Annotated in this window: 23 protein-coding genes; 20 read left to right on the top strand and 3 right to left on the bottom strand. The window is 73.5% G+C overall.

Annotated elements, in window-relative coordinates:
- Positions 1 to 48 precede the first annotated feature (48 nt).
- The 11 genes from CLV70_RS13180 to CLV70_RS13130 all read left to right on the top strand — a co-directional run bounded on the left by CLV70_RS13180 (position 49) and on the right by CLV70_RS13130 (position 13,831).
- Positions 49 to 873, top strand: coding sequence for a DivIVA domain-containing protein (locus CLV70_RS13180; protein ID WP_106126741.1), 825 nt, complete (start codon positions 49 to 51; stop codon positions 871 to 873).
- Positions 874 to 922: 49 nt separating this feature from the next.
- Positions 923 to 2,269 (top strand): hypothetical protein, encoded by a 1,347-nt coding sequence (locus CLV70_RS42100; RefSeq protein WP_245908220.1) that lies wholly within the window; start codon positions 923 to 925, stop codon positions 2,267 to 2,269.
- A 265-nt stretch (positions 2,270 to 2,534) separates the two neighbouring features.
- A complete protein-coding gene (locus CLV70_RS13170) occupies positions 2,535 to 2,810 on the top strand; it encodes a DUF167 domain-containing protein (RefSeq protein WP_245908216.1) in 276 nt (91 codons plus the stop codon).
- Complete coding sequence (locus CLV70_RS13165) at positions 2,807 to 4,315, top strand: potassium/proton antiporter (RefSeq protein ID WP_106126739.1); 1,509 nt, start codon at positions 2,807 to 2,809, stop codon at positions 4,313 to 4,315. The genes CLV70_RS13170 and CLV70_RS13165 overlap by 4 nt, the downstream gene beginning before the upstream one ends.
- Positions 4,316 to 4,633: 318 nt before the next feature.
- Positions 4,634 to 5,035 (top strand): TraR/DksA family transcriptional regulator, encoded by a 402-nt coding sequence (locus CLV70_RS13160; protein WP_106126738.1) that lies wholly within the window; start codon positions 4,634 to 4,636, stop codon positions 5,033 to 5,035.
- Positions 4,945 to 5,628: a signal peptidase II gene (gene lspA / locus CLV70_RS13155; RefSeq protein WP_106126737.1), complete on the top strand. Its 684-nt coding sequence runs from the start codon at positions 4,945 to 4,947 to the stop codon at positions 5,626 to 5,628. The genes CLV70_RS13160 and lspA overlap by 91 nt, the downstream gene beginning before the upstream one ends.
- On the top strand, positions 5,625 to 6,551 hold the full coding sequence (locus CLV70_RS13150) for an RluA family pseudouridine synthase (protein WP_106126736.1): 927 nt from the start codon (positions 5,625 to 5,627) through the stop codon (positions 6,549 to 6,551). Before lspA ends, CLV70_RS13150 begins: the two co-directional genes overlap by 4 nt.
- Positions 6,552 to 6,576: 25 nt before the next feature.
- Entirely contained in the window at positions 6,577 to 7,608 is a 1,032-nt protein-coding gene (locus tag CLV70_RS13145; protein ID WP_146164053.1) for a RodZ family helix-turn-helix domain-containing protein, read from the top strand.
- A gap of 191 nt (positions 7,609 to 7,799) precedes the next feature.
- Positions 7,800 to 9,398: a MinD/ParA family ATP-binding protein gene (locus CLV70_RS13140; RefSeq protein WP_106126734.1), complete on the top strand. Its 1,599-nt coding sequence runs from the start codon at positions 7,800 to 7,802 to the stop codon at positions 9,396 to 9,398.
- Positions 9,399 to 9,480: 82 nt separating this feature from the next.
- Positions 9,481 to 13,014, top strand: a complete 3,534-nt coding sequence (gene dnaE, locus CLV70_RS13135; RefSeq protein ID WP_106126733.1) for a DNA polymerase III subunit alpha — start codon at positions 9,481 to 9,483, stop codon at positions 13,012 to 13,014.
- Positions 13,015 to 13,057: 43 nt separating this feature from the next.
- Positions 13,058 to 13,831: a DUF2567 domain-containing protein gene (locus CLV70_RS13130; RefSeq protein WP_106126732.1), complete on the top strand. Its 774-nt coding sequence runs from the start codon at positions 13,058 to 13,060 to the stop codon at positions 13,829 to 13,831.
- Here the strand turns inward: CLV70_RS13130 and CLV70_RS13125 are convergent.
- Positions 13,746 to 14,453: an LON peptidase substrate-binding domain-containing protein gene (locus tag CLV70_RS13125; RefSeq protein ID WP_106126731.1), complete on the bottom strand. Its 708-nt coding sequence runs from the start codon at positions 14,451 to 14,453 to the stop codon at positions 13,746 to 13,748. The genes CLV70_RS13130 and CLV70_RS13125 overlap by 86 nt on opposite strands.
- A 158-nt stretch (positions 14,454 to 14,611) precedes the next feature.
- On the opposite strand from CLV70_RS13125, the gene hisD reads away from it, so the two are divergent.
- From hisD to hisF, 9 genes are all read left to right on the top strand, one after another.
- Positions 14,612 to 15,922, top strand: coding sequence for a histidinol dehydrogenase (hisD, locus tag CLV70_RS13120; protein ID WP_106126730.1), 1,311 nt, complete (start codon positions 14,612 to 14,614; stop codon positions 15,920 to 15,922).
- Positions 15,919 to 16,995, top strand: a complete 1,077-nt coding sequence (locus CLV70_RS13115; RefSeq protein WP_106126729.1) for a histidinol-phosphate transaminase — start codon at positions 15,919 to 15,921, stop codon at positions 16,993 to 16,995. The genes hisD and CLV70_RS13115 overlap by 4 nt, the downstream gene beginning before the upstream one ends.
- Positions 16,992 to 17,603: an imidazoleglycerol-phosphate dehydratase HisB gene (gene hisB, locus CLV70_RS13110; RefSeq protein WP_106126728.1), complete on the top strand. Its 612-nt coding sequence runs from the start codon at positions 16,992 to 16,994 to the stop codon at positions 17,601 to 17,603. Before CLV70_RS13115 ends, hisB begins: the two co-directional genes overlap by 4 nt.
- The gene (locus CLV70_RS40120) at positions 17,600 to 17,770 is read left to right on the top strand and encodes a hypothetical protein (RefSeq protein ID WP_170148609.1); all 171 of its coding nucleotides are present in this window, start codon (positions 17,600 to 17,602) and stop codon (positions 17,768 to 17,770) included. The genes hisB and CLV70_RS40120 overlap by 4 nt, the downstream gene beginning before the upstream one ends.
- Positions 17,767 to 18,387, top strand: coding sequence for an imidazole glycerol phosphate synthase subunit HisH (hisH, locus tag CLV70_RS13105; RefSeq protein ID WP_106126727.1), 621 nt, complete (start codon positions 17,767 to 17,769; stop codon positions 18,385 to 18,387). The genes CLV70_RS40120 and hisH overlap by 4 nt, the downstream gene beginning before the upstream one ends.
- 2 nt (positions 18,388 to 18,389) lie before the next feature.
- Positions 18,390 to 18,704, top strand: a complete 315-nt coding sequence (locus CLV70_RS13100; RefSeq protein WP_106126726.1) for a hypothetical protein — start codon at positions 18,390 to 18,392, stop codon at positions 18,702 to 18,704.
- A gap of 17 nt (positions 18,705 to 18,721) precedes the next feature.
- Complete coding sequence (gene priA, locus CLV70_RS13095) at positions 18,722 to 19,447, top strand: bifunctional 1-(5-phosphoribosyl)-5-((5-phosphoribosylamino)methylideneamino)imidazole-4-carboxamide isomerase/phosphoribosylanthranilate isomerase PriA (protein WP_106126725.1); 726 nt, start codon at positions 18,722 to 18,724, stop codon at positions 19,445 to 19,447.
- 112 nt (positions 19,448 to 19,559) lie between these two features.
- A complete protein-coding gene (locus tag CLV70_RS13090; RefSeq protein WP_106126724.1) occupies positions 19,560 to 19,955 on the top strand; it encodes a Rid family hydrolase in 396 nt (131 codons plus the stop codon).
- Positions 19,952 to 20,719, top strand: a complete 768-nt coding sequence (gene hisF, locus CLV70_RS13085; protein WP_106126723.1) for an imidazole glycerol phosphate synthase subunit HisF — start codon at positions 19,952 to 19,954, stop codon at positions 20,717 to 20,719. The genes CLV70_RS13090 and hisF overlap by 4 nt, the downstream gene beginning before the upstream one ends.
- A 138-nt stretch (positions 20,720 to 20,857) precedes the next feature.
- On the opposite strand, the gene CLV70_RS13080 is transcribed toward hisF, so the two are convergent.
- Entirely contained in the window at positions 20,858 to 21,286 is a 429-nt protein-coding gene (locus CLV70_RS13080) for a hypothetical protein (protein WP_106126722.1), read from the bottom strand.
- A gap of 243 nt (positions 21,287 to 21,529) precedes the next feature.
- Positions 21,530 to 22,168, bottom strand: coding sequence for a membrane protein YczE (yczE, locus tag CLV70_RS13075; protein WP_106126721.1), 639 nt, complete (start codon positions 22,166 to 22,168; stop codon positions 21,530 to 21,532).
- Positions 22,169 to 22,198 lie beyond the last annotated feature (30 nt).

The following is a 22,198-nucleotide window of genomic DNA, read 5'->3' as shown; positions in this document are numbered from 1 at the left end:
CCTGATCGGCTGCGCCCCACGCGGCCGCAACTGACCCGAGGAGTTTCGATGCCGCTGACCCCGGCCGACGTGCACAACGTCGCCTTCAAGAAGCCCCCGATCGGCAAGCGGGGGTACGACGAGGAGGAGGTCGACGCCTTCCTGGACGAGGTCGAGCGCGAACTCGCCCGTCTGATCGAGGAGAACAACGAGCTGCGTGCCCAGGTGGAGCGCGGCGGACGGGGTGGCGCACCGGCCGGCCCGAGCGCCGACCCCCGCCTCGCGGCCGAGCTCAACGACATGAAGGCGCAGCTCGACCGCGTCCAGCGCGACAAGACCGCGGCGGAGCAGGCGGCCCGGCAGATGCAGGCCGAGCTCGAGCAGGTTCGCGCCCAGGGCGGCCCGGTCGGCGCCGGCGCTTCGGCGTCCGGCGGCGGCGACGGCGAGCAGCAGGCGCTCCGCGTCCTGATGATGGCCCAGCGCACCGCCGACGACCACGTGTCCGACGCGCGCCGCGAGGCCGACAAGCTGCTCTCCGACGCGCGCTCCAAGGCGGAGGAGGTCACCCGCGAGGCCCGCGCCAAGGCGGACGCGCTCGAGCGGGACGCCCGCCAGCGGCACCAGGAGGCCATGGGCGGCCTGGACGCCAAGCGGTCGGCGCTGCAGAAGCACATCGAGGAGCTCAAGCAGTTCGAGCGGGAGTACCGCACGCGACTGAAGGCGTACCTCGAGAGTCAGCTGCGCGACCTCGACGGCCGCGGTCAGGGCCTGGAGGCCGAGATGACCCGCGCCGACGCCAACCGCGCGGTCGGCGGCTCGGGCGGTCTCGCCGCCGCGGGTCTCGCCGGCTCGTACGGCGGCGGCCGTGCCAGCTCGATCGAGACGGGCCGCTGAGCCCTCGCGTCACCCCTCTCGGACGTCATCACTGCGGCGGGGATGAGCCATGATTATCGCTAGTCTGCTGCTCATCCTCGTCGCCGTGACCCTGCTCGTCCTCGGCCTCGCCGGCGGATCGAGCACCCTGCTGATCAGCTCCATCGTGGCCAGCCTGCTGGCCGCGGTGGCCCTGGTCGTCGGCGCCCGCCAGGCCGGCGCCGGCCGCCGTGCCACCGGTGATCCCCTCGCCGCCGGCACACCCCCCACGCCCGCCGGCTCCTCCGTGCCCGGCTCCGCCGCCTACGACGACCCGGCGGCCTACGCCGGGGCTCCGCTCCGCGCCGGCTCGGCGGGAGGCGACCCATTGCCTCACCCTGAGTCACCGGCCGATGCGGGGAGTGGTCGCCGCGGCGGGGCTCCGGATGGCGCCTACAACGACGGATCCGCCGAATCCGGCCATGTCCGGCGCGAGGGCGAGCCCGATCCCGAACGCGTCATCCGCGAGGCCTTCAGCAGCCGCGAAGCCGACCGGAAAGCGCAGGCCGCGGGCTCCCCGTACGACGACGAAGCACCATCGGCACCGACCGGTGCCGGGCATTCCGACAGCGAACCGGACCGCGCCGCCGCGTACGCCGCGGGTCAGCGCGACGCCGTGACGGGCCTCACCGGCTCGTCCCGGACGGCGGCCGGTCCGGGGCCCGACGTGACGCAACGTGTCGACACCGACACCGATGCGTACGCCGGGCCGGGCGACTCCGACGCCGGTGTGGACCGCGTCCCGTACTCGGGAACGGACGCTGACAGCACCGCCGCCGGAGGCCGCCGCCCCCCGGAGCGCCCCACCGACCCCGACTACGACCAGGCCTCGTCGATGATCGGCGGCGCCCGCGCCACCGACGACGACTCCTGGCGCCGCACCCCGGCCGACCCGGACCCGGCGTCCTTCCCGGACCGCCCCGCCGACCAGGGCACACCCTTCCCGGAGTCGACGCCGGCCGCCGACCGGGCCGGGCCCTACGCGGAACCGTCGCGTCCGGGCGAGGCCTTCGCGGACCCGGCACCGCCCGGCGATCGGGGCGGGGCCTTCGCGGACCCGGGGCGGGCCGCGGAGCAGGGTGCGGCCCTTGCGGATCCTGCGCGGGGCGGCGACTTCGGCGAGCCGGATCCGGACGATCCCGACGACGAGCCGCTCCCGCAGAAGGTGCGGCCGGCCGACGCGGTGCGGGTCGCCCGGATGGACGCCGAGGTCCTGGTCGTCGACGGGAGGCCGCGCTACCACCTGGCGGGCTGCCCGCACCTGGCCGGCCGCGAGACGGAGGGCCTGCCGGTGGCCGAGGCCGTGGAACTGGGCTTCAGCCCGTGCGGCCAATGCCGCCCGGTCGACCGTCTGGTAGCGGCAACCCTCCACCACTGACCCAGCCACGCGCCGGCCTGGCCACGCGCCGGCCTGGCTACCCGCCGGCTCGGGTGGCGTGCTGCCGGGGGCGCGCCGGGTCGGCCGACGGGCCGGTGGGGTGCACGCTGAGTTGTCGGGCGACCCCGCTTCGGTGCGGAACTGAAGATCGGCACAATGGGGCATGGCCAAGCGGCGCGTGCCCCCGTCCGAGCCCCGTAAGCCGTCCGAGGCTCGCACCCCGTCCGACGGACCGGCGCCGGGCCGGGGCGGGGCGGCGGGCGGGTTGTCGGTGGCCGTGCGGGTGCGGCCCGGGGCCGGCCGGGACCGGGTCGGTGGGCGGTACGACGGGCCGCACGGGCCCGCCCTGGTCGTCGCCGTGGGGGCTCCCGCGGTCGACGGGCGGGCCACCGAGGCGGTCCGGCGGGCGCTGGCGGGGGCGCTGGGCGTACGGGCCGCTGCCGTCACGCTCAAGGTCGGGGCGACCAGCCGGGACAAGGTCTTCGTCGTCGACGGGGATGTCGGGACGCGGCTCGCCGAGCTCCGTGACGGGCCCCCGTGACCGCCGGGCTCGATCTTGCGCTGCTCATCGGCGCCGCCGTGCTGCTGGTCGCCGTGGGCGCGGTGCGGGTGTCGACGAGGGTGGGGGTGCCCAGCCTTCTCGTCTACCTGCTCATCGGCATGGGGCTGGGGGAGTCGGGGCTCGGCATCCGGTTCGACGACGCGGAGCTCACGCGTACCCTCGGGTTCTGCGCCCTTCTCGTGATCATCGCCGAGGGTGGGCTGACCGCGCGCTGGACCACCCTGCGGCCCGTCCTGAAACTGTCCGCGATCCTGGCCACGCTCGGGGTGGCCGTCAGCATCGCGGTCGTCGGCGCCGTCGTGCATGTGCTGCTCGGGCTCGACTGGCGGCTCGCCCTGCTCTACGGCGCGGTGCTGTCCTCGACCGACGCCGCGGCCGTGTTCGCCACGCTGCGGCGGCTGCGGCTGCGGCCCCGGCTGGTCGCCACGCTCGAGGCCGAGTCGGGCATGAACGACGCGCCGGTGGTGCTGCTCGTGGTGCTGCTGTCCACGACCGGGTTCGCCCTGCCGTGGTGGCACGAGCTGGGGGTCGTCGCCTACGAGCTGGCCGCCGGCGCCGCGATCGGGATCACCGTCGGCGTGGTCGGGCGGTGGCTGCTGCGGCACGCCGCGTTGCCGTCCGCCGGGCTCTACCCGATCGCCGCGGTGGGGCTGACCGTGCTCGCGTACGCGGCCGGCGCGGTCGCCCACGCCTCCGGGTTCCTGGCCGTCTACGTGGCGGGGGTGGTCCTCGGCAACGCCCGGCTGCCGCACCGCCGGGCCATTCTCGGGTTCGCCGACGGGCTCGCCTGGCTCGCCCAGATCGGCCTGTTCGTCCTGCTCGGGCTCCTGGTCTCGCCCGACGCGCTGCCGGCCGCGATCGGGCCGGCGTTGGTCGTCGGCGGCGCCCTGGTCCTGCTCGCCCGGCCGCTGTCGGTCTGGGTGTCGGCCGTCGCCGCCCGCAGTTCCCGCCGGCTGGGGTGGCGGGGGCAGGCGTTCCTCTCCTGGGCCGGGCTCCGCGGCGCGGTGCCCATCGTGCTGGCCACGATCCCGCTGTCGAGCGCGGCCCCGGGCGCCGACGGGCTCTTCAACGCCGTCTTCGTCCTGGTGATCATCTTCACGCTGGTGCAGGCCGGGACCCTGGCCCCGGTCGCCCGGTGGCTGGGCGTGACCGCGCCGGCGGAGGCGGCCGAGATCCATGTGGAGACAGCGCCGCTGGAGCGCATGCGGGCCGACCTGCTCCAGATCGACGTGGCGCCCGGTTCCCGGCTCGCCGGGGTGCACATCGACGAGCTGCGGCTGCCGGTCGGGTCCGGCGTGACCCTGGTCGTGCGGGACGGCGCCGGCTTCGTGCCCGGCCCCGACACCCGCTTGCGTACGGGCGACAGCCTGCTGATCGTCGCCACCGCGGAGGTCCGGGACCTCACCGAGCGCCGGATGCGGGCGGTGAGCCGCCGCGGCCGGCTGGCACGCTGGTTCGGCGAGGACGGCGCCGACCACGGTTGAAACCTCGACGGGTGGTCGGGTATCCGACCGTCCGTACGGGCGATTCCTCCCGGTTGTGCCGTGACCGGGCCGGTGCGCCGTGTTGTCGCTGCTCCCGGGCTTCCGTATCCTTGCCACACTCCGGGGTGCGCGGCGACAGCAGCCGCGCCATTTGTGCACGTGGGGGCTTGTCCTCCGGGGGACTGTTCCTCCAGGGGGCTGTGCACCGGGTCGCGTGGGGGCGTGACCCGCATCTCAGCAGGGGCGGTGGGCGGCCGTTTCCCTGCGACGACCGACACCGCCGATTCGCCGCGCCCGGCGCGGCTCAGGGGAGCGACGATGGCCAAGGCAACCGAGAAGGCTGCGCCCGAGCGGTCCCGCAGCGCGGCCGAGACCGAGAAGATCCGTGTCGCGCTGACCGAGCGCCGCGACGAGCTGCAGGCGGAGTACGACCAGTCGCTCACCGAGATCACTGAGTTGCAGCGCGAGCGGCTCGCCGACTCCGCGGGTGACGACCAGGCGGACACCGGCACGAAGACGTTCGAGCGTGAGCAGGAGATCACGCTGGCGAACAATCTGCTGGAGCGCATCACGCAGGTGGAGCGCGCCCTCGAGCGTCTCGGCGAGGGCCACTACGGTTGGTGCGAGCGATGCGGCAACGCCATCCCGGTCGAGCGGCTGGCGGCGTTCCCGGTCGCGACCCTCTGTGTGTCCTGCAAGCAGCTGGAGGAACGACGCTGAACGCCGACGAGGCAGCGGACGGCACGCCCGGGACCGGCGGCACGCGGCCGGCCCGGAGCGGGTTCGCGGGCAGGGCCGTGGCGGTCCTCGCGATCACCGCGATGCTCGCCGTCACGCTCGACCAGATCACCAAGGAGCTGTCCACCAACGGCCTGACCGAGGGCGAACCGGTCCGGATCCTGGGCGGCCTGGTCTACCTGTCCCTGCTGCGCAACAGCGGGGCCGCCTTCAGCCTGGGCAGCGGGTACACGTGGGTGTTCCCGCTGGTCACGCTCGCCGTGGTGTGCTGGATCGGCTGGATGTCCGCGAGGCTGCGGTCCGTGCCGTGGGCCGTCGCGCTCGGGCTCGTGCTCGGCGGCGCCCTGGGCAACCTCGGCGACCGGCTGTTCCGGGCCCCCGGCGTGTTCCAGGGGCACGTCGTCGACATGATCAGCGTCTTCGGGCCGTACGGGGAGTATTTCGCGGTCTTCAACATCGCCGACAGCTGCCTGAGCGTCGGAGTGGTCCTCGCCGTCCTGCTCGAGCTGACCGGCCGCCAGCGGGACGGTTCCCGGCTGACCAAGAGCACCACCAAGGAGAAGACCACAGCATGACGGCGCGTTCTCTGCCCGTACCGGACGGTCTGGACGGGATGCGTCTCGATCAGGCCGTGTCGCGGTTGTTCGGGTTGTCCCGCACCGCCGCGGCGACCCTCGTCGAGTCCGGGGACGCCCTGGTCGACGGCGTGCCGCGGCCGAAGTCCGACAAGGTCAGCGCGGGCGACTGGCTCGAGGTCACCCTGCCGCCGCCGGTGACCGCCCCGGCGGTGGTCGCGGAACCGGTGCACGGCATGAAGATCGTCTACAGCGACGACGACATCGTGGTGGTCGACAAGCCCGTCGGCGTCGCGGCCCACCCGAGTCCCGGCTGGACCGGGCCGACCGTGATCGGCGGCCTGGCCGCGATGGGGCAGAACGTGGCCACCAGCGGCGCGGCCGAGCGGCAGGGCGTCGTGCACCGCCTCGACGTCGGCACCACCGGGCTGATGGTGGTCGCGAAGAGCGAGGTGGCGTACACGATGCTCAAGCGGGCGTTCAAGGAGCGCGAGGTGGACAAGCGCTACCACGCGGTCGTGCAGGGCCACCTCGACCCGCTGCGCGGCACGATCGACGCCCCGATCGACCGGCACCCCACCGCCGACTACAAGTACGCGGTCATGTCCGGCGGCAAGCCCAGCGTCACGCACTACGACACGCTCGAGGCCTTCCGCTCCGCGAGCCTCATCGACGTGAAGCTGGAGACCGGGCGGACGCATCAGATCCGGGTGCACTTCTCGGCGATGCGGCATCCGTGCGTTGGGGATCTCACGTACGGCGCCGACCCGACCCTGGCCGCCCGCCTGCGGCTGAACCGGCAGTGGCTGCACGCCCGCGAGCTCGGCTTCGTGCACCCGCGCACGCAGGACGAGGTCCGGTTCGTCAGCGACTACCCTGACGACCTGGGGTACGCGCTGGACGTGCTCCGCGACGCGAGCTGACCACCTGGCGCGGAGGGAAACTCCCATGAGGCCCGGGGACCGGACGATGCCGCCGGCGGCACGTGGCCTGTCGCGCTCCGGTGCCGGGCAGTTCCGGCTGCGGCTGCTCACCGGCCTGACCCTGGTCGTGGTGCTGGCGATGCTGGTCACCGTGGTGCTGCTGAACGACCGCGGCCCCGACGGCGAGGATGCGACCGGCGACGTCGTCCGGGTCGGCGTGGTCGAGGGTCAGTCCGTCTCCGGCTACCTGCGGTCCAGCCAGAGCGAGCTGGCGGCGCTGCTGCCCTCGCCGGGCTCGCCGGTGGCCGGGCCGACCTGGGCGCTGGTGAGCCTGGCCGGCTACTACCCGCCCGGCAAGCTGCCCGCCGTGCTCGACGGTGCGGCGATCGCCCAGGTGTACGTGCGGGCCGCCCCGCTCGCGAACGTACGGACACCGGTGTTGAAGCTTCCGGTCTACCGCATGCCGGAGGACGTGGTGACCGGCATGCAGAACGCCGCGGTGGCCCGGGAGCAGGAACGGGCCGACTACCTCAAGCTCGCCGGCGAACTGGCCGGCGACGGGCCGGAGGAGCTGCGGCTGCGGGCCGCGTACGAGAGTGCCGCGCAGACCGCCGCCGCGGAGGCCGCCGCGTTCCGCGCCCAGTGCGCCTGCGTGTTCGCCGCGGTGGTCCGGGCCGAGCCCGCCGCGCTGGCGCAGCTCGCCGGCCGCGCCGAGGTCCGGGTCGTGGACCCGGCCCCCGAGGTGCGGCGGCTGGACCGTACGGAATTCCGCCCGGTGCTGCCCGAGCAGACCACGACGGTGCCGGACGACGACACCTCCGGTTCGCCCGTGCCATCGCAGGACGTCACTGTTGCCCCGGCGAGCCTCGCGCCACTACCCTCATCGTCCAGGGCCGGTTCCACGTCGGCCCCATCCGGCGGCTCCGCCCGGGAGCCCGGCCCCTCGTCCACGGCACCGGAGGAGAGCGCTGCCGTACCCTCTGCGCCGTCCGTTTTTCCCGGCCCCGACGTGCCGTTACCGGTCGCGGGAGCATCCCGGGGCGCGTCCGGGCGTTAATTTTTCCGTCGGCCCCGGCCGGAGCGGCCGCGCGGGCCGTATGCACGAGTGAGCCTCTGGTAAGCAAGAGCGGCGCGCGCAGTTGCGACGTCCGGGAGTGGCCCGAATAGGGTGGGCGTCCGTAGCCTGTTGCAGGGCGACGGAGGCCGTCGAGGAGACCGAGATCGAGTAGGCGCTGGGGAGGACGAGCCGTGGACGGGACCGAGACCGGCTGGGGCCGGCCTGCGGAACCAGCGCCGCGTTGGCGGGCGCTGCTCGACCGCGCCCGGCACGGGTCCCGGACGGCCGACGACGGCCACGAGGCCGAGCACGAGCAGGAGCCCGAGCCCCGCCGTCCGGCGGCCGGGCCGCCGCTGCCGAACCGGCCCGGCCGCCCGTTCAATCCGCTCGACCCCCGCCAGCGCGATCAGGGCCTCCGCGATCAGGGCGCCCGGGATCAGGGCCCGCGCGGCTATCCGCCGGCCGAGCCGCCGCCGCTGCCCCCGGTCAACCCGCTCGACCGCCGCGCCGGGCGCGCCTCCCTCGGCGAGCGCCTCGGGGCCACCGAGCCGCTCGCACCCGGGGAACGCCCGGTGGACCGCCCTGGGGACCGCCCCGGGGATCGCCCGGCGGACCGGCGCACGCCCGATCCACGCCTGGTCAACCCGCTGGAGGCGCGCCGCCAGTCGCGGATCGGCGAGGGGTTCCAGGCCCGCCCGGAGGCGGAACCGCACAGCTTCTTCAACCCGGCCACCCGCGGGTCGGCCCCGCCGCCGATCGGCCGGGCGCCGCACGACCCGGCGATGCCGCCCAGCCGGGGCGCCGCCTCGGTGGGCTCGGCCTCCGTGCTGCCGCCCCCGCCGGCCGCGCTGCCCGGCGCGCCGGCGCCCGTGCCGATGCTGCCGCCCCCGCCGGCGGCCGTGCCGGGTGCGCCGCCCTCCGGCGCTCCGGCACCGACGTCGCCCGCGCCGGCCCGCATCGAGTGGCGGCAGACCCGGCCCGAGCCCGAGGACCGCGCCGCCGGGGTGCTGCGGCGCAAGCTCGGCAAGCCGCGGGTCATGGCCTTCGCCAACCCCAAGGGCGGCGTGCACAAGACGACCGCCACCGTGCTGGCCGCGGCCACCATCGGCAGCGTCCGCGGCCGGGGCGTGCTCGCCTGGGACGACAACGAGCTGCGCGGCACCCTGGGCCTGCGGGCCGGCAGCGCGCGGCACGCGCGCACGATCCGGCACCTGGTCAGCGACCTGCTCGAGATCGAGAACATGCACGGCGACCAGCTGATGCAGTATTTCGACGGCTACCTGCGGCACGCCTCCGACGGGTCGTACGACGTGCTCGCCGGGGAGGAGAACCCGCGGTTCGCCCAGCGGCTCGACCAGAGCACGGTGCGGCGGGTGATGGACCTGTTGCGGCGTACGCACGACGTGATCTGCGTGGACACCGGCAACAACGTCGAGAGCGTCAACTGGCAGACGGTCATGCGCAGCGCCGACCAGCTGGTCATCACGACCGTGCCGCGCGAGGACGCCGCGTTCACCGCGGACTGGATGCTGGACGTGCTCAACGAGACCGGCATGGAGGATCTCGTCGCGAACGCGGTGACGCTGATCTCGTGCCCGTCGCCGGGCAAGCTGCCGCTCCTCGACGACCTCGCCAAGCATTTCGCCACGCGCACCCGCGCGGTGGCCGTGGTGCCGTACGACCCGGCGCTCGAGGTCGGCTCCTCCATCGAGTACAACGTGCTCCAGCCGGAGACCAAGCAGGCGTGGCTGCGGGCCGCCGCTGTGATGATCGAGCCATTCGCCGAATAGGCGGGTGTCAGCGGTGCCGCTCCTGCCGGGTCGGGACTAGGCTCTCCAAGCCGGATCCGCCGCGGGAGTAAGGGGGCCCTGGGTGTCTGACTCGTTCGTGCACCTCCATGTGCACACCGAGTATTCGATGCTCGACGGAGCCGCCCGGCTGAAGGACCTGTTCGCCGAGGCGAACCGGCTCGGGATGCCGGCCGTGGCGATCACCGACCACGGCAACATGCACGGGGCGTACGACTTCTACACGCAGGCCACGGCGGCCGGCGTCACCCCGGTGATCGGCATCGAGGCGTACGTGGCGCCCGAGTCGCGGTTGCACAAGGCGCGCGTCAAGTGGGGCCGCCCGGAGCAGAAGTCCGACGACATCTCGGGTAACGGCGCGATCACCCACAAGACGATGTGGGCCCGCAACGCGCAGGGGCTCAAGAACCTGTTCCGGCTCAGCAGCCGGGCGTCCATGGAGGGCCACTACGTCAAGTGGCCGCGGATGGACATGGACATCATCGCCGAGCACGCCGAGGGCATCATGGCGACGACGGGCTGCCCGTCCGGCGCCGTGCAGACCCGGCTGCGGCTGGGGCAGGACGACGAGGCGTACAAGGTCGCGGCGCAGTATCAGGAGATCTTCGGCAAGGAGAACTACTTCCTGGAGATCATGGACCACGGCCTCGAGATCGAGAACAGGGTCCGCGACGGCCTGCTCGACATCAGCCGCCGGCTCGGCATCCCGCCGCTGGTCACCAACGACTCGCACTACACCCACGAGGCCCAGGCCGAGGCGCACGACGTGCTGCTGTGCGTGCAGACCGGCAGCAACATCGCCGACCCCAACCGGTTCCGCTTCGACGGCGGCGGCTACTTCATCAAGTCCGCCGACCAGATGCGCGCGGTCGACTCGTCCGACGCCTGGCTGGAGGGGTGCCGCAACACGCTCCTGGTGGCCGAGAAGGTCGACACCGAGGGCATGTTCACCTTCAAGAACCTGATGCCCCGGTTCCCCGTCCCCGAGGGGCACACCGAGGAGTCGTGGTTCCGCCACGAGGCGTACGAGGGCCTCAAGCGCCGCTTCCCGGGCGGCATCCCGGAGACGCACGTCAAGCAGGCGGAGTACGAGCTCGGCGTCATCAGCCAGATGGGCTTCCCGTCCTACTTCCTCGTGGTCGCCGACTTCATCCAGTGGTCGAAGCGCAACGGCATCGCGGTCGGCCCGGGCCGCGGCTCGGCGGCCGGCTCGCTGATCGCGTACGCGATGGGCATCACCGACCTCGACCCCCTGCCGCACGGCCTGATCTTCGAGCGGTTCCTCAACCCCGAGCGCGTCTCCATGCCCGACGTCGACATCGACTTCGACGAGCGGCGGCGCGGCGAGGTCATCCGCTACGTCACCGACCGCTGGGGCGAGGACAAGGTCGCGCAGATCGCCACCTTCGGCACGATCAAGGCGAAGGCGGCCATCAAGGACTCGGCGCGGGTGCTCGGCTACCCGTTCGCGGTGGGCGACCGGATCACCAAGGCGCTGCCGCCGGACGTGATGGGCAAGGGCATCCCCCTGTCCGGCATCTTCGACAAGGACCACAAGCGGTACAGCGAGGCCGGCGAGGTCCGCGCGCTGTACGAGCAGGATCCCGACGTCAAGAAGGTGATCGACACCGCGCGCGGCATCGAGGGCCTGATCCGGCAGACCGGCGTGCACGCCGCCGGCGTCATCATGAGCGCCGAGCCGATCATCGACCACATCCCGCTCATGCGCCGCGCCACCGACGGTGTGATCATCACGCAGTTCGACTACCCGACCTGCGAGACGCTCGGCCTGCTGAAGATGGACTTCCTCGGCCTGCGGAACCTGACGATCATCGACGACGCCGTGAAGAACATCCAGCTCAACCACGGCATGGAGATGGACCTGCTGGCCCTGCCGCTGGACGACAAGCCCGCCTACGAGCTGCTGGCCCGCGGCGACACGCTGGGCGTCTTCCAGCTCGACGGCGGGCCGATGCGGTCGCTGCTGCGGCTCATGAAGCCCGACAACTTCGAGGACATCTCCGCGGTGCTGGCGCTCTACCGGCCCGGCCCGATGGGTGTCGAATCGCACACCAACTACGCGCTGCGCAAGAACAAGCTGCAGGAGATCACGCCGATCCACCCGGAGCTCGAGGAGCCGCTGCGCGAGATCCTGGAGCCCACGTACGGCCTGATCGTCTACCAGGAGCAGGTGCAGCGCGCCGCGCAGATCCTCGCCGGCTACACCCTCGGCCAGGCCGACCTGCTGCGCCGCGCGATGGGCAAGAAGAAGAAGGAGATCCTCGACAAGGAGTTCAAGCCCTTCCGCGAGGGCTGCCGGCAGCACGGCTACAGCGACGAGGCCATCCAGGCGGTGTGGGACGTCCTCGTGCCGTTCGCCGGCTACGCCTTCAACAAGGCGCACTCGGCCGCGTACGGCCTGGTGTCGTACTGGACGGCGTACCTCAAGGCGCACTACCCGGCGGAGTACATGGCCGGGCTGCTCACCAGCGTCGGCGACGACAAGGACAAGATGGCGATGTACCTGGCCGAGTGCCGGCGCATGGGCATCCAGGTCCTGCCGCCCGACGTCAACGAGTCCGCCGGGCCCTTCACCCCGGTCGGCAAGGACATCCGCTTCGGCCTCGCCGCGATCCGCAACGTCGGGCACAACGTGGTCGAGGCGGTCGCCCGCTGCCGCGAGGAGAAGGGCAAGTATCAGGACTTCTACGACTTCCTGTCCAAGGTGGACGCCGTCGCCTGCAACAAGAAGACGATCGAATCCCTGATCAAGGCCGGCGCGTTCGACTCGATGGGGCACAGCCGCAAGGGGCTGCTGGCCGTGCACGCCGAGGCAATCGACGCGTACGCCGACGTCAAGCGCAACGAGGCCGCGGGCCAGTTCGACCTGTTCGGTGCCTTCGGCGACGAGGCCGGGGGCGCCTCGGCGACCGTGGCGATGCCGACCATCACCGACGGCGAGTGGGACAAGCGCGACAAGCTGGCCTTCGAGCGCGAGATGCTCGGCCTCTACGTCTCCGACCACCCGCTCGCGGGCCTGGAGCAGGTCCTCGCGAACGCCGCCGACACCACGATCGCGGCGCTGAACGAGGAGGGCTCGGTCCCGGACGGGCAGGTCGTCACCCTCGCCGGCATCCTCACCGGGGTCCAGCGGCGGATCACCAAGCAGGGCCGGCCCTGGGCGTCGGCCACGCTGGAGGACCTGGCCGGCGGGGTGGAGACGCTGTTCTTCCCCAACACGTACGAGGTGATCGGGCAGTACATCGCCGAGGACGCGATCGTGGTGGTGAAGGGCCGGGTCGACCGCCGCGACGACACCCCGCGGATCATGGCGATGGACATGTCGATGCCGGACGTGACCCACAACCCGGACACGAAGCCGATCACGCTGACCATGCCGATCACCCGGTGCACCCCGCCGCTGGTCTCCGAGCTCAAGGAGATCCTGGTCAGCCACCCCGGCGACAGCGAGGTGCACGTCCACCTGCTCAACGGCAGCCGCAAGACGGTGATGCGGCTGGGCGGCTTCAAGGTGGCGGCCACCCCCGCGCTGCGCGCCGACCTGAAGATGATCCTCGGTCCGTCGGCGGTCGCCTGATGGTCCGCAGCGGGCGTACAGCGGGACCTGGCAGGATCGGGGGGTGAACCCGAGTCAGGAGCCGGGCCCGCAGCCCTCCGAGCCGCAGGTCGTCTTCCCGTACGGTCCCACCACGGACCCGGGCTGGCAGCCGGCGCCGCGAACGGGCCGGCCGTGGCGCCGCAGCGTGGCCGTCGGCGCCCTGATCGTGGTCGCGATGGCCGTGGCCGGCGTGCCGCTGGGCCTGCTCTGGTCGTGGCTCTCGCCGTCGGTGCCGGTGGTCAACGCCGGCGAGAACGGCATCGTCGTCAACGACCCGTCGCCGGAGCAGTACATCGCCGCCGACGGCTGGTTCACCATCATCGGATTCGTCTTCGGCCTGCTCGCCGCGATCGCCGCCTGGCTGGTGCTGCGCCGCGACCGCGGCCCGGCGGTGCTGCTCGGCGTCACCCTCGGCGGCCTCGCCTCGACGCTGGTGATGTGGCAGGCCGGCCGGCTGGTCGGGCTGAGCGCGTGGCAGGACTGGCAGCGGAGCTCGGCCCCGGGCGACCGCTTCAGCCGCCCGCCGGACCTGCACGCGTACGGGACGCTGCTGGTGGCCGCGTTCGCCGCGGTGATCGTCACCACCCTGCTGGCGGGCTGGGCCAACGACCCCGACCTGGACCGGCCCGGCGCGAAGCCGGGCTACGGCCACGACGGCGGGGGAGAGGGTCCCTGCCCGCTCCCGGACGAGCCGGTCGCCGGCGACCCGTTCAGTTCGGGCTCACCGGGCGCGCCAGATCCGACAGCGGCACCGGCACCGCCCGCACCTTGGCGAGCAGACCCGCCTCGCGGGTGAGCACCTTGAGCTCGTTGCGCAGCCGGGTCGCGGTGTCCGGCGCGGCCAGCAGCTCCTGGCGTTCCTCGACGGTCAGCTGGGCGGTCGCCGCGATCAGGTGGGACAGCACGGTCGGGTCGTCCGGCACCTGGTCCAGCGTCTCGGAGTCGGGGCGCAGCAGGTCGAGATAGGTGCGGAAGGCGGTCAGCACCCGCGGCGCGAGCACCCGGGCCGTCTCGTCGCCCGGCTCCTCGTCGGGCAGCCATTCCACCTCGGCCGTCAGGTACGGGTGGGTCTCCGCCGCCGTGCTCAGCACCCGGAACCGGCGCCGCCCCACCGTGACGATGTCGAAGCGGCCGTCCGGCAGCTCGGTGACCTGGCGCAACTCGGCGGTGCAGCCGATGTCGTAGAGCTGGCCGGCGGTGACCGGCGGCTCGTCCGGGCGCTCGTCGTCGCCCTCGGTGGACAGCACCTCGGACCCGTGCCGCAGCGTCACCACGCCGAACTCGTGCGGTTCGTCCGCCGTCGTGGCGACCAGGTCGCGCACGAGCGTGCGGTATCGCTCCTCGAAGATGTGCAGGGGCAGCACCAGGCCGGGAAAGAGCACCGTGCCCAGCGGGAAGACCGGGAGAATCGCGCCCACGGTCCGAGCGTATCGGCATGGTCGCCGTCCGCGCGCGTCCCGGCGACGGTGATCTTCGCCCGCCGGTTCGCAAAAGCCGCATAGCGCACCGGGTGGCGCTTCCCACTGCCTGGTATGCGGCCCGGGGGCCCGGCCGGCCGCGGCCTAGACTTGGCGGCGTGTTGAACCGGATCGACCTGCGCGGCTCCCGCCGGGACCCGCGCGGTCTGCTGCCCCGCGCCCAGCTCGACGTCTCGCAGGCGGTCGAGAGGATCCGCCCCGTCGTGGCGGCGGTCCGGGAGCATGGTTTCGCCGCGATCCGGGAGGCCACCGAGCGCTTCGACGGCGTACGCCTCGAGCGCCTGCGCGTCCCCGCCGAGGCCATCGCCGCCGCGGCCGGATCCCTCGACCCGGACGTGCGGGCGGCCCTGCTGGTCGCCATCGAGCGCGCCCGCAAGGTCCACAGCGATCAGCGCCGCACCGACACGACCACCCAGGTGGTGCCCGGCGGCAGCGTGACCGAGCGGTGGGTGCCGGTGTCCCGGGTCGGCCTCTACGTCCCCGGCGGCCTGGCGGTCTACCCGTCCACCGTGGTCATGAACGTGGTGCCCGCCCAGGAGGCCGGCGTCGCGTCGCTGGTGGTGGCCAGCCCGCCGCAGCAGGAGAACAACGGCCTGCCCGACGCCCGGGTCCTCGCCGCCTGCGCCCTGCTCGGCGTCGACGAGGTCTACGCGGTCGGCGGCGCCCAGGCGATCGCCATGCTCGGCCACGGCGCCGACGGTGCCGACGAGGCCGACCGCTGCGAGCCGGTGGACGTCATCACCGGCCCGGGCAACATCTGGGTCACCGCGGCCAAGCGCCTGCTGCAGGGCACCGTCGGCATCGACGCCGAGGCCGGCCCCACCGAGATCGCGATCCTGGCCGACGACACCGCCTCGCCGGTGCACGTCGCCGCCGACCTGATCAGCCAGGCCGAGCACGACCCGCTGGCCGCGAGCGTGCTGGTCACCGACTCGCCGGAGTTGGCCGCCGCGGTCGACGCGCAGCTCGCGGTGCAGGTGCCGGCGACCAAGCACGAGGCACGCGTACGCGAGGCGCTGGGCGGCACGCAGTCCGGCGTGGTGCTCGTCGACGACCTCGAGCAGGGGCTGGCGGTCGTGGACGCGTACGCGGCCGAGCACCTCGAGATCCAGACCCGGGACGCGCGCGAGTGGGCGATGCGGGTCCGCAACGCCGGCGCGATCTTCGTCGGCGCGTACTCACCCGTCTCGCTCGGCGACTACGCGGCCGGCTCCAACCACGTGCTGCCCACCGCGGGCTGCGCCCGGCACTCCTCCGGCCTGTCCGTGCAGTCGTTCCTGCGCGGCATCCACGTCGTGGAGTACGACGAGGCCGCCCTGCGCGACGTCGCCCCGCACGTGGTGGCGCTCGCCAACGCCGAGGACCTCCCCGCGCACGGACAGGCCGTCACGGCGAGGTTCGGCTCATGACCACGCTCGACGATCTCCCGCTGCGCGACGACCTGCGGGGCAGGTCGCCGTACGGCGCGCCGCAGCTCGACGTGGCCGTGCGGCTCAACACCAACGAGAATTCGTACCCGCTGCCGGATGCGGTGGCGGAGGCGATCGGCAAGGCGGTGCAGGCCGAGGTGCGCGACCTCAACCGCTATCCCGACCGGGACGCCGTCGCGTTGCGCGCCGACCTCGCCGGCTACCTCGGGCACGGGCTGAGCACCGCGAACGTCTGGGCGGCCAACGGCTCCAACGAGGTCCAGCAGCAGCTGCTGCAGGCGTTCGCCGGCCCGGGGCGCACGGCCCTGGGATTCGGCCCGTCGTACTCGATGCACCCGCTGCTCGCCGCCGGCACCGGCACCCGGTGGGTGGGTGCGCTGCGCGACCCGGACTTCGGCCTCACCCCGGCGTCGGCCCTGGCCCAGCTGGAGGAGCACGACCCCGACCTGGTCTTCCTCTGCTCGCCCAACAACCCGACCGGGACGGCCCTCGACCCCGGCGTGGTGGCCGCGGTGCTCGGTGCGGCGCGGGGCATGGTCGTCGTGGACGAGGCGTACGCGGAATTCGCCCGCCCCGGCACCCCGAGCGCGCTGACGCTGCTGCCGGGGCACCCGCGGCTGGTGGTGACCCGCACGATGAGCAAGGCGTTCGGCTTCGCCGGCGGCCGGCTCGGCTACCTCGCGGCGGATCCCGCCGTGGTCGACGCGGTGCAGCTGGTCCGGCTGCCCTACCACCTGTCGGCGCTCACCCAGGCCGCCGCCCGCGCCGCCCTCGCCGAGCGGGACGCGCTGCTCGCCACCGTCGAGGCGATCAAGGAGCAGCGCGACCGGATCGTCGCGACCCTGCGCGCCCGCGGCACCGAGGTGGCCGACAGCGACGCCAACTTCGTGCTGTTCCGTGCCGGCGCCGACCAGAAGGTGTCCTGGCAGGCCTTCCTCGACCGCGGGGTGCTGATCCGCGACGTCGGGCTGACCGGCTGGCTGCGGGTCACCGCGGGCACCGAGACCGAGACTTCCGCCTTCCTGAAAGCCGCCGAGGAGATCCTGCCGTGAGCCGCACCGCGCGCATCGAGCGCGTCACCAACGAGACCAAGGTCCTCGTCGAGATCGACCTCGACGGCACCGGCAAGGGCGACCTCTCCACCGGCGTCGGCTTCTACGACCACATGCTCAACCAGCTCGCCAAGCACGGCGGCTTCGACCTCACCGTACGCACCGAGGGCGACCTGGAGATCGACGCGCACCACACCATGGAGGACACGGCCATCGCGCTGGGCGAGGCCTTCGCGCGGGCGCTCGGCGACAAGGCCGGGATCCGGCGCTACGGCTCCGCGACCATCCCCATGGACGAGGTGCTGTGCCGGGCCGCGGTGGACCTGTCCGGCCGGCCGTACGTGGTGCACGACGAGCCGGAGCTGGCGCCGTACATCGGTCCGGTCTACCCGACCAGCATGACCCGGCACATCTTCGAGTCGTTCGGCCACACCGCCAGGGTGACCCTGCACGTCAGCGTGCTCCGGGCCGCGCGTGACGGCGGCCGGCCCGACGCCCACCACGTCGTCGAGGCGCAGTTCAAGGCGTTCTCCCGGGCGCTGCGCGAGGCCGTCGAGATCGACCCGCGCAACGCCGGGGCGCTGCCGTCCACCAAGGGCGTGCTGTGAGCAGCATCGCGCCGGTCCTGCTGCTGGGCCTCGCCGGCATCCTGGTCGGCGGGGTCGTGTCGCTCGCCCGGCAGGGCGCCACGAGGTTCTCGATCGGGCTGGTCGCCGCGCTGGCCCTGCTCGCGCTGGCCGGCGGCGTGCTGTGGCTGATCCCGGGGGACTCATGAGCACCGTCGTGATCCTGGACTACGGGTCGGGCAACCTGCGGTCGGCGGAGCGGGCTGTCGCGCGTACCGGAGCGGACGTGACCGTGACCGACGACCTGGCCGCCGCCGCCGCGGCGGACGGCCTGGTCGTGCCCGGGGTGGGCGCCTACGCGGCCTGCATGGCCGGCATCGAGAAGCTCGGCGCCGGGCCGGTCATCGCGGAGCGGGTCGCCGCCGGCCGTCCGGTGCTCGGCATCTGCGTCGGCATGCAGATCCTCTTCGAGACCGGCGTCGAGCACGGCGTCGAGACCCGCGGCCTGGGCCTGCTCCCCGGCGCGGTGACCCGGCTGACCGCCCGGCGCATCCCGCACATGGGCTGGAACACGGTGTCGGTGCCGGAGGGCTCGGTTCTGCTCCGCGGCATCGCACCGGACACCCGGTTCTACTTCGTGCATTCGTACGGCGCCTCGCAGCTGGACGCCCTCACGCGGGCCGGCGCCACGGTGACCACGGCCGCGCACGACGAGCCGTTCGCCGCGGTGGTCGAGCACGGGCCGCTGTCCGCCGCCCAGTTCCACCCCGAGAAGTCCGCCAACGCCGGCTACGCGCTGCTGCGTACCTGGGTCGCCGGGCTCTGACGGTGAGCAAGGAACGGGCCCAGCGGCGGGCCGAGCGGCTCGCCGTCCTGGAGAAGGAGAAGGCCCGCCGGGCCCGCCGGGTCGCCCGGCGCAACCGGCGGCGCGCCCTCGTCCGGTCGTTGCGGCCGCAGCGCCGCGGCTCCGGCCGGCTCTACCGGCGCAGCCGCACCCAGCGCGCCGGCATCGTGGTGGTGCCGCTGCTCGCCTCGGGCCTGATCTGGTTCCTGGTGCCCGAGCTGGGCCTGCGCATCATCCTCATCGCCCTGATCGTTCTCGTCCTGCCGGCCCTGGTCGTCGTGATCCTCGGCCGTCGCTAGCTGATCGGAGTCACCCCGTGTCCCTCACCCTGCTGCCCGCCGTCGACGTCGCCGACGGCCAGGCGGTGCGCCTCGTCCAGGGCGCCGCCGGCTCCGAGACGAGCTACGGCGACCCGCTCGAGGCCGCCCTGGCCTGGCAGCGCGACGGCGCGGAGTGGGTGCACCTCGTCGACCTCGACGCCGCGTTCGGCCGTGGCTCCAACGCCGAGCTGCTCGCCGGCGTGGTCGGCCGCCTCGACGTCAAGGTCGAGCTCTCCGGCGGCATCCGCGACGACGAGTCGCTGCGCGCGGCGCTCTCCACCGGCGCCGCCCGCGTCAACATCGGCACCGCCGCCCTCGAGGACCCGGAATGGTGCGACCGGATCTGCGGCGAGTACGGCGACCGCGTGGCCATCGGGCTGGACGTGCGCGGCCGTACCCTGTCCGCCCGCGGCTGGACCCGCGACGGCGGCGACCTCTACGAGGTGCTCGAGCGCCTCGACAAGGCGGGCGCGGCCCGGTACGTCGTCACGGACATCACCAAGGACGGCACCATGAAGGGCCCGAACCTGGAACTGCTGCGCGAGGTGTGCTCCCGTACGCCGGCCCCGGTCATCGCCAGCGGCGGCGTGTCGGCCCTCGACGACCTGCGCGCGCTGGCCACCCTCGAACCGGTCGGCGTGGAGGGCGTGATCGCGGGCAAGGCCCTCTACGCGGGCGCGTTCACGGTGGCCGAGGCCCTCGCGGCGCTGCGCGCGGCATGATCGCGCGCTTCAGTCTGGGCTTCTTGACCGTGCGCGACGGCTCGGGCGGCTTTTTGCTCGCGCGCTCCGGGTCCGGCGGGCCGATGGTTGCGCGCTACGGTCGGGCGGCCTCATGATCGCGCGCTTCGGGTCCGGCGGGCCCTGGGAGGAGCGGTTCGGCTACTCCCGCGTCGTCCGCGCCGGGGACCTCCTTGTCACCGCCGGGTGCACGGCCACGGTGGACGGTGAGGTGGTGGCCGTCGGCGACCCCGCGGCGCAGGCCAGGATCGCCTTCCGCATCGGCCTCGACGCGCTGGCCGCCGCGGGCGCCGCCGCCGCTGACGTCATCCGTACCCGCATGTACGTCACCGACCGGGCGCACGCGGACGCCGTCGCCGCGGTGCACGGGGAGATCTTCCGGGACGTACGGCCGGCGGCGGCGCTGATCGTGGTCGCCGGGCTGCTGCACGAGGACCACCTGGTCGAGGTCGAGATCGACGCCTACGCGGGCGGAAGGGTGACATCATGACGGTCGCGGTACGGGTGATCCCCTGCCTGGACGTGGACGCCGGACGGGTCGTCAAGGGCGTCAACTTCGTCGACCTGCGCGACGCCGGCGACCCGGTCGAGCTGGCCGCCGCGTACGACGCCGCGGGCGCGGACGAGCTGACGTTCCTCGACGTGACCGCGTCCTCCGACGCCCGCGGGACGATGCTCGACGTCGTACGCCGTACGGCCGAATCGGTCTTCATCCCGCTGACCGTGGGCGGCGGGGTGCGCTCGGTCGACAACGTCGACACCCTGCTGCGGGCGGGCGCGGACAAGGTCGGCGTCAACACGGCCGCGATCCACCGCCCCGAACTCATCGCCGAGATCGCCGGCCGCTTCGGCAACCAGGTGCTGGTGCTGTCGCTCGACGTGCGGCGCGTGCCGGGCGGACCGCACGTGAGCGGCTGGGAGGTCACCACCCACGGCGGGCGCCGGTCGGCCGGGCTCGACGCGGTGGAGTGGGCGCGGCGGGTGGCCGAGCTCGGCGCGGGCGAGATCCTGCTCAACTCGATGGACGCCGACGGCACGAAGGCCGGCTTCGACCTCGACCTGATCGCGGCGGTCCGCGAGGTGGTCGACATCCCGGTGATCGCGAGCGGCGGGGCGGGCGCGGCCGGCCACTTCCCGCCGGCGGTGGCGGCGGGGGCGGACGCGGTGCTGGCGGCCAGCGTGTTCCACTTCGGAGAGCTGACCATCGGCGAGGTGAAGGACAGCCTCCGCGCCGCGGGCAACCCGGTCCGCTGAGGGCGGTGCCGCGTCCGCGCGGGCGGCGAGTCCGGCGTCTCAGGACGGCGCGCCCCTCCTGCGGGCGGCCCGGCGGCGGGTCCGGCGCCTCAGGACGGCGCGGCCCCTCCCGTGGGCGGCCGGGCCGCCCGGCGCGGGTCAGCGGCCGTCGGCGAGGCGGAGGGAATACTCGCGGACGGCGGCGTTGTAGGTGGTGTCGTCCAGTTTCCAGTCCGACTCGCCCGGGGTGGCGGCGCGGTTGAGCTGGGTCTGGAGGGTGACGACCGCCGATGACAGGCCGCTGAACGGGCGGGTGCGCCACAACTGCTCGCCCGCCGGGGCCACTTCGACCAGATCGTCGTCGACTGTGAGCAGGCCCGCGCCGGCCAGGCGGCGCACCGACTCCTCGAGCTCGGAACGGCTCGGGACGCTGTGGTGCAGGAAGTCGGCGGCGGCGAGCACATCGGCCAGGCTGGCCCCGGTCACCGGGAGGGCGGCATGCATCGCCCGGTCACGCTCGAGGCGCTCGGCGATGACCGCGGACACGAAGATCCATGCGTCGTTCCAGTGCCACTCGCCAGCCCCCATGCCGCAATGATGCCGCCTGCCCGGCCAACCGGAAAGCAATTGTGTCGGGATGATCACCAAGGTGTGTCCGGCCGCCCGGACAAACCGCCCGTCGCCCGTGCGTCCGGACCAACCCGCAAAACCCGTGCAACCTCCGCGCCGCCCAGCCCCGCCGGCCCGGGGCTCGGCTGGGTCCGGGGGCTCGGCTGGGTCCGGGGGCTCGGCTGGGTCCGGGGGCTCGGCTCGGGTCCGGAGGCGGGCGGGTTACGCCGGGGCGGGGGCGAGGCGTGTCGTGCCGGGGCGGGGTTCCATTGCGAACACCGGCATGAAGATCTGGACCAGGGGGCCGATCGCCAGGGCGTACCCGATGGTGCCGAGGCCGGCCGTGCCGCCCAGCAGGAAGCCGGTCGCCAGGACCGCGAGTTCGATGCTGGTCCGGACCAGGCGGAGGGAGAGCCGCGGGAAGCGGCCGACCAGGCCGGTCATCAGGCCGTCGCGGGGGCCGGGGCCGAAGCGGGCGCCGATGTACATGGCGGTCGCGACGCCGTTGAGCAGGATGCCGATGGTCAGGTACGTGACGCGCATCGCCATGGATTCGCCCGGAGTCAGGACCGCGAGGGCGGCGTCCACCACCAGGCCGATGACCACGAGGTTGGCGACCGTGCCGAAGCCGGGCCGCTGCCGCAGCGGGATCCACAGCAGCAGGATCGGGATGCCGGCCAGGATCACCACCCAGCCGAAGCTGAGGCCGGTCGCCTTCGACACGCCCTGGTGGAACACGTCCCACGAGGTGAGGCCGAGGCTCGATTCGACCATGAAGGCCATGCTTATGCCGTACAGGATCAGGCCCGCGAAGAGCTGACTGACGCGGCGGGGGAGTCGGCGGTTGCTTCCGGTGGTCATGAGTGCCACTCTGAAGGCCAATTCGACCGT

Source organism: Pseudosporangium ferrugineum (assembly GCF_003002065.1).
Taxonomy (GTDB): domain Bacteria; phylum Actinomycetota; class Actinomycetes; order Mycobacteriales; family Micromonosporaceae; genus Actinoplanes; species Actinoplanes ferrugineus_A.
The sequence above is the reverse complement of the archived record's forward strand: the minus strand, read 5'-3'. Positions and strand labels throughout refer to the sequence as shown.

Bases quoted from the DNA above. Each gene is read 5' to 3' on its own strand.
- CLV70_RS13180 (WP_106126741.1), top strand. From the start codon at position 49: ATGCCGCTGACCCCGGCCGACGTGCACAACGTCGCCTTCAAGAAGCCC.
- CLV70_RS42100 (WP_245908220.1), top strand. From the start codon at position 923: ATGATTATCGCTAGTCTGCTGCTCATCCTCGTCGCCGTGACCCTGCTC.
- CLV70_RS13160 (WP_106126738.1), top strand. From the start codon at position 4,634: ATGGCCAAGGCAACCGAGAAGGCTGCGCCCGAGCGGTCCCGCAGCGCG.
- lspA (WP_106126737.1), top strand. From the start codon at position 4,945: ATGCGGCAACGCCATCCCGGTCGAGCGGCTGGCGGCGTTCCCGGTCGC.
- CLV70_RS13150 (WP_106126736.1), top strand. From the start codon at position 5,625: ATGACGGCGCGTTCTCTGCCCGTACCGGACGGTCTGGACGGGATGCGT.
- CLV70_RS13145 (WP_146164053.1), top strand. From the start codon at position 6,577: ATGAGGCCCGGGGACCGGACGATGCCGCCGGCGGCACGTGGCCTGTCG.
- CLV70_RS13115 (WP_106126729.1), top strand. From the start codon at position 15,919: ATGACCACGCTCGACGATCTCCCGCTGCGCGACGACCTGCGGGGCAGG.
- hisH (WP_106126727.1), top strand. From the start codon at position 17,767: ATGAGCACCGTCGTGATCCTGGACTACGGGTCGGGCAACCTGCGGTCG.
- CLV70_RS13090 (WP_106126724.1), top strand. From the start codon at position 19,560: ATGATCGCGCGCTTCGGGTCCGGCGGGCCCTGGGAGGAGCGGTTCGGC.
- hisF (WP_106126723.1), top strand. From the start codon at position 19,952: ATGACGGTCGCGGTACGGGTGATCCCCTGCCTGGACGTGGACGCCGGA.
- CLV70_RS13080 (WP_106126722.1), bottom strand. From the start codon at position 21,286: ATGGGGGCTGGCGAGTGGCACTGGAACGACGCATGGATCTTCGTGTCC.
- yczE (WP_106126721.1), bottom strand. From the start codon at position 22,168: ATGACCACCGGAAGCAACCGCCGACTCCCCCGCCGCGTCAGTCAGCTC.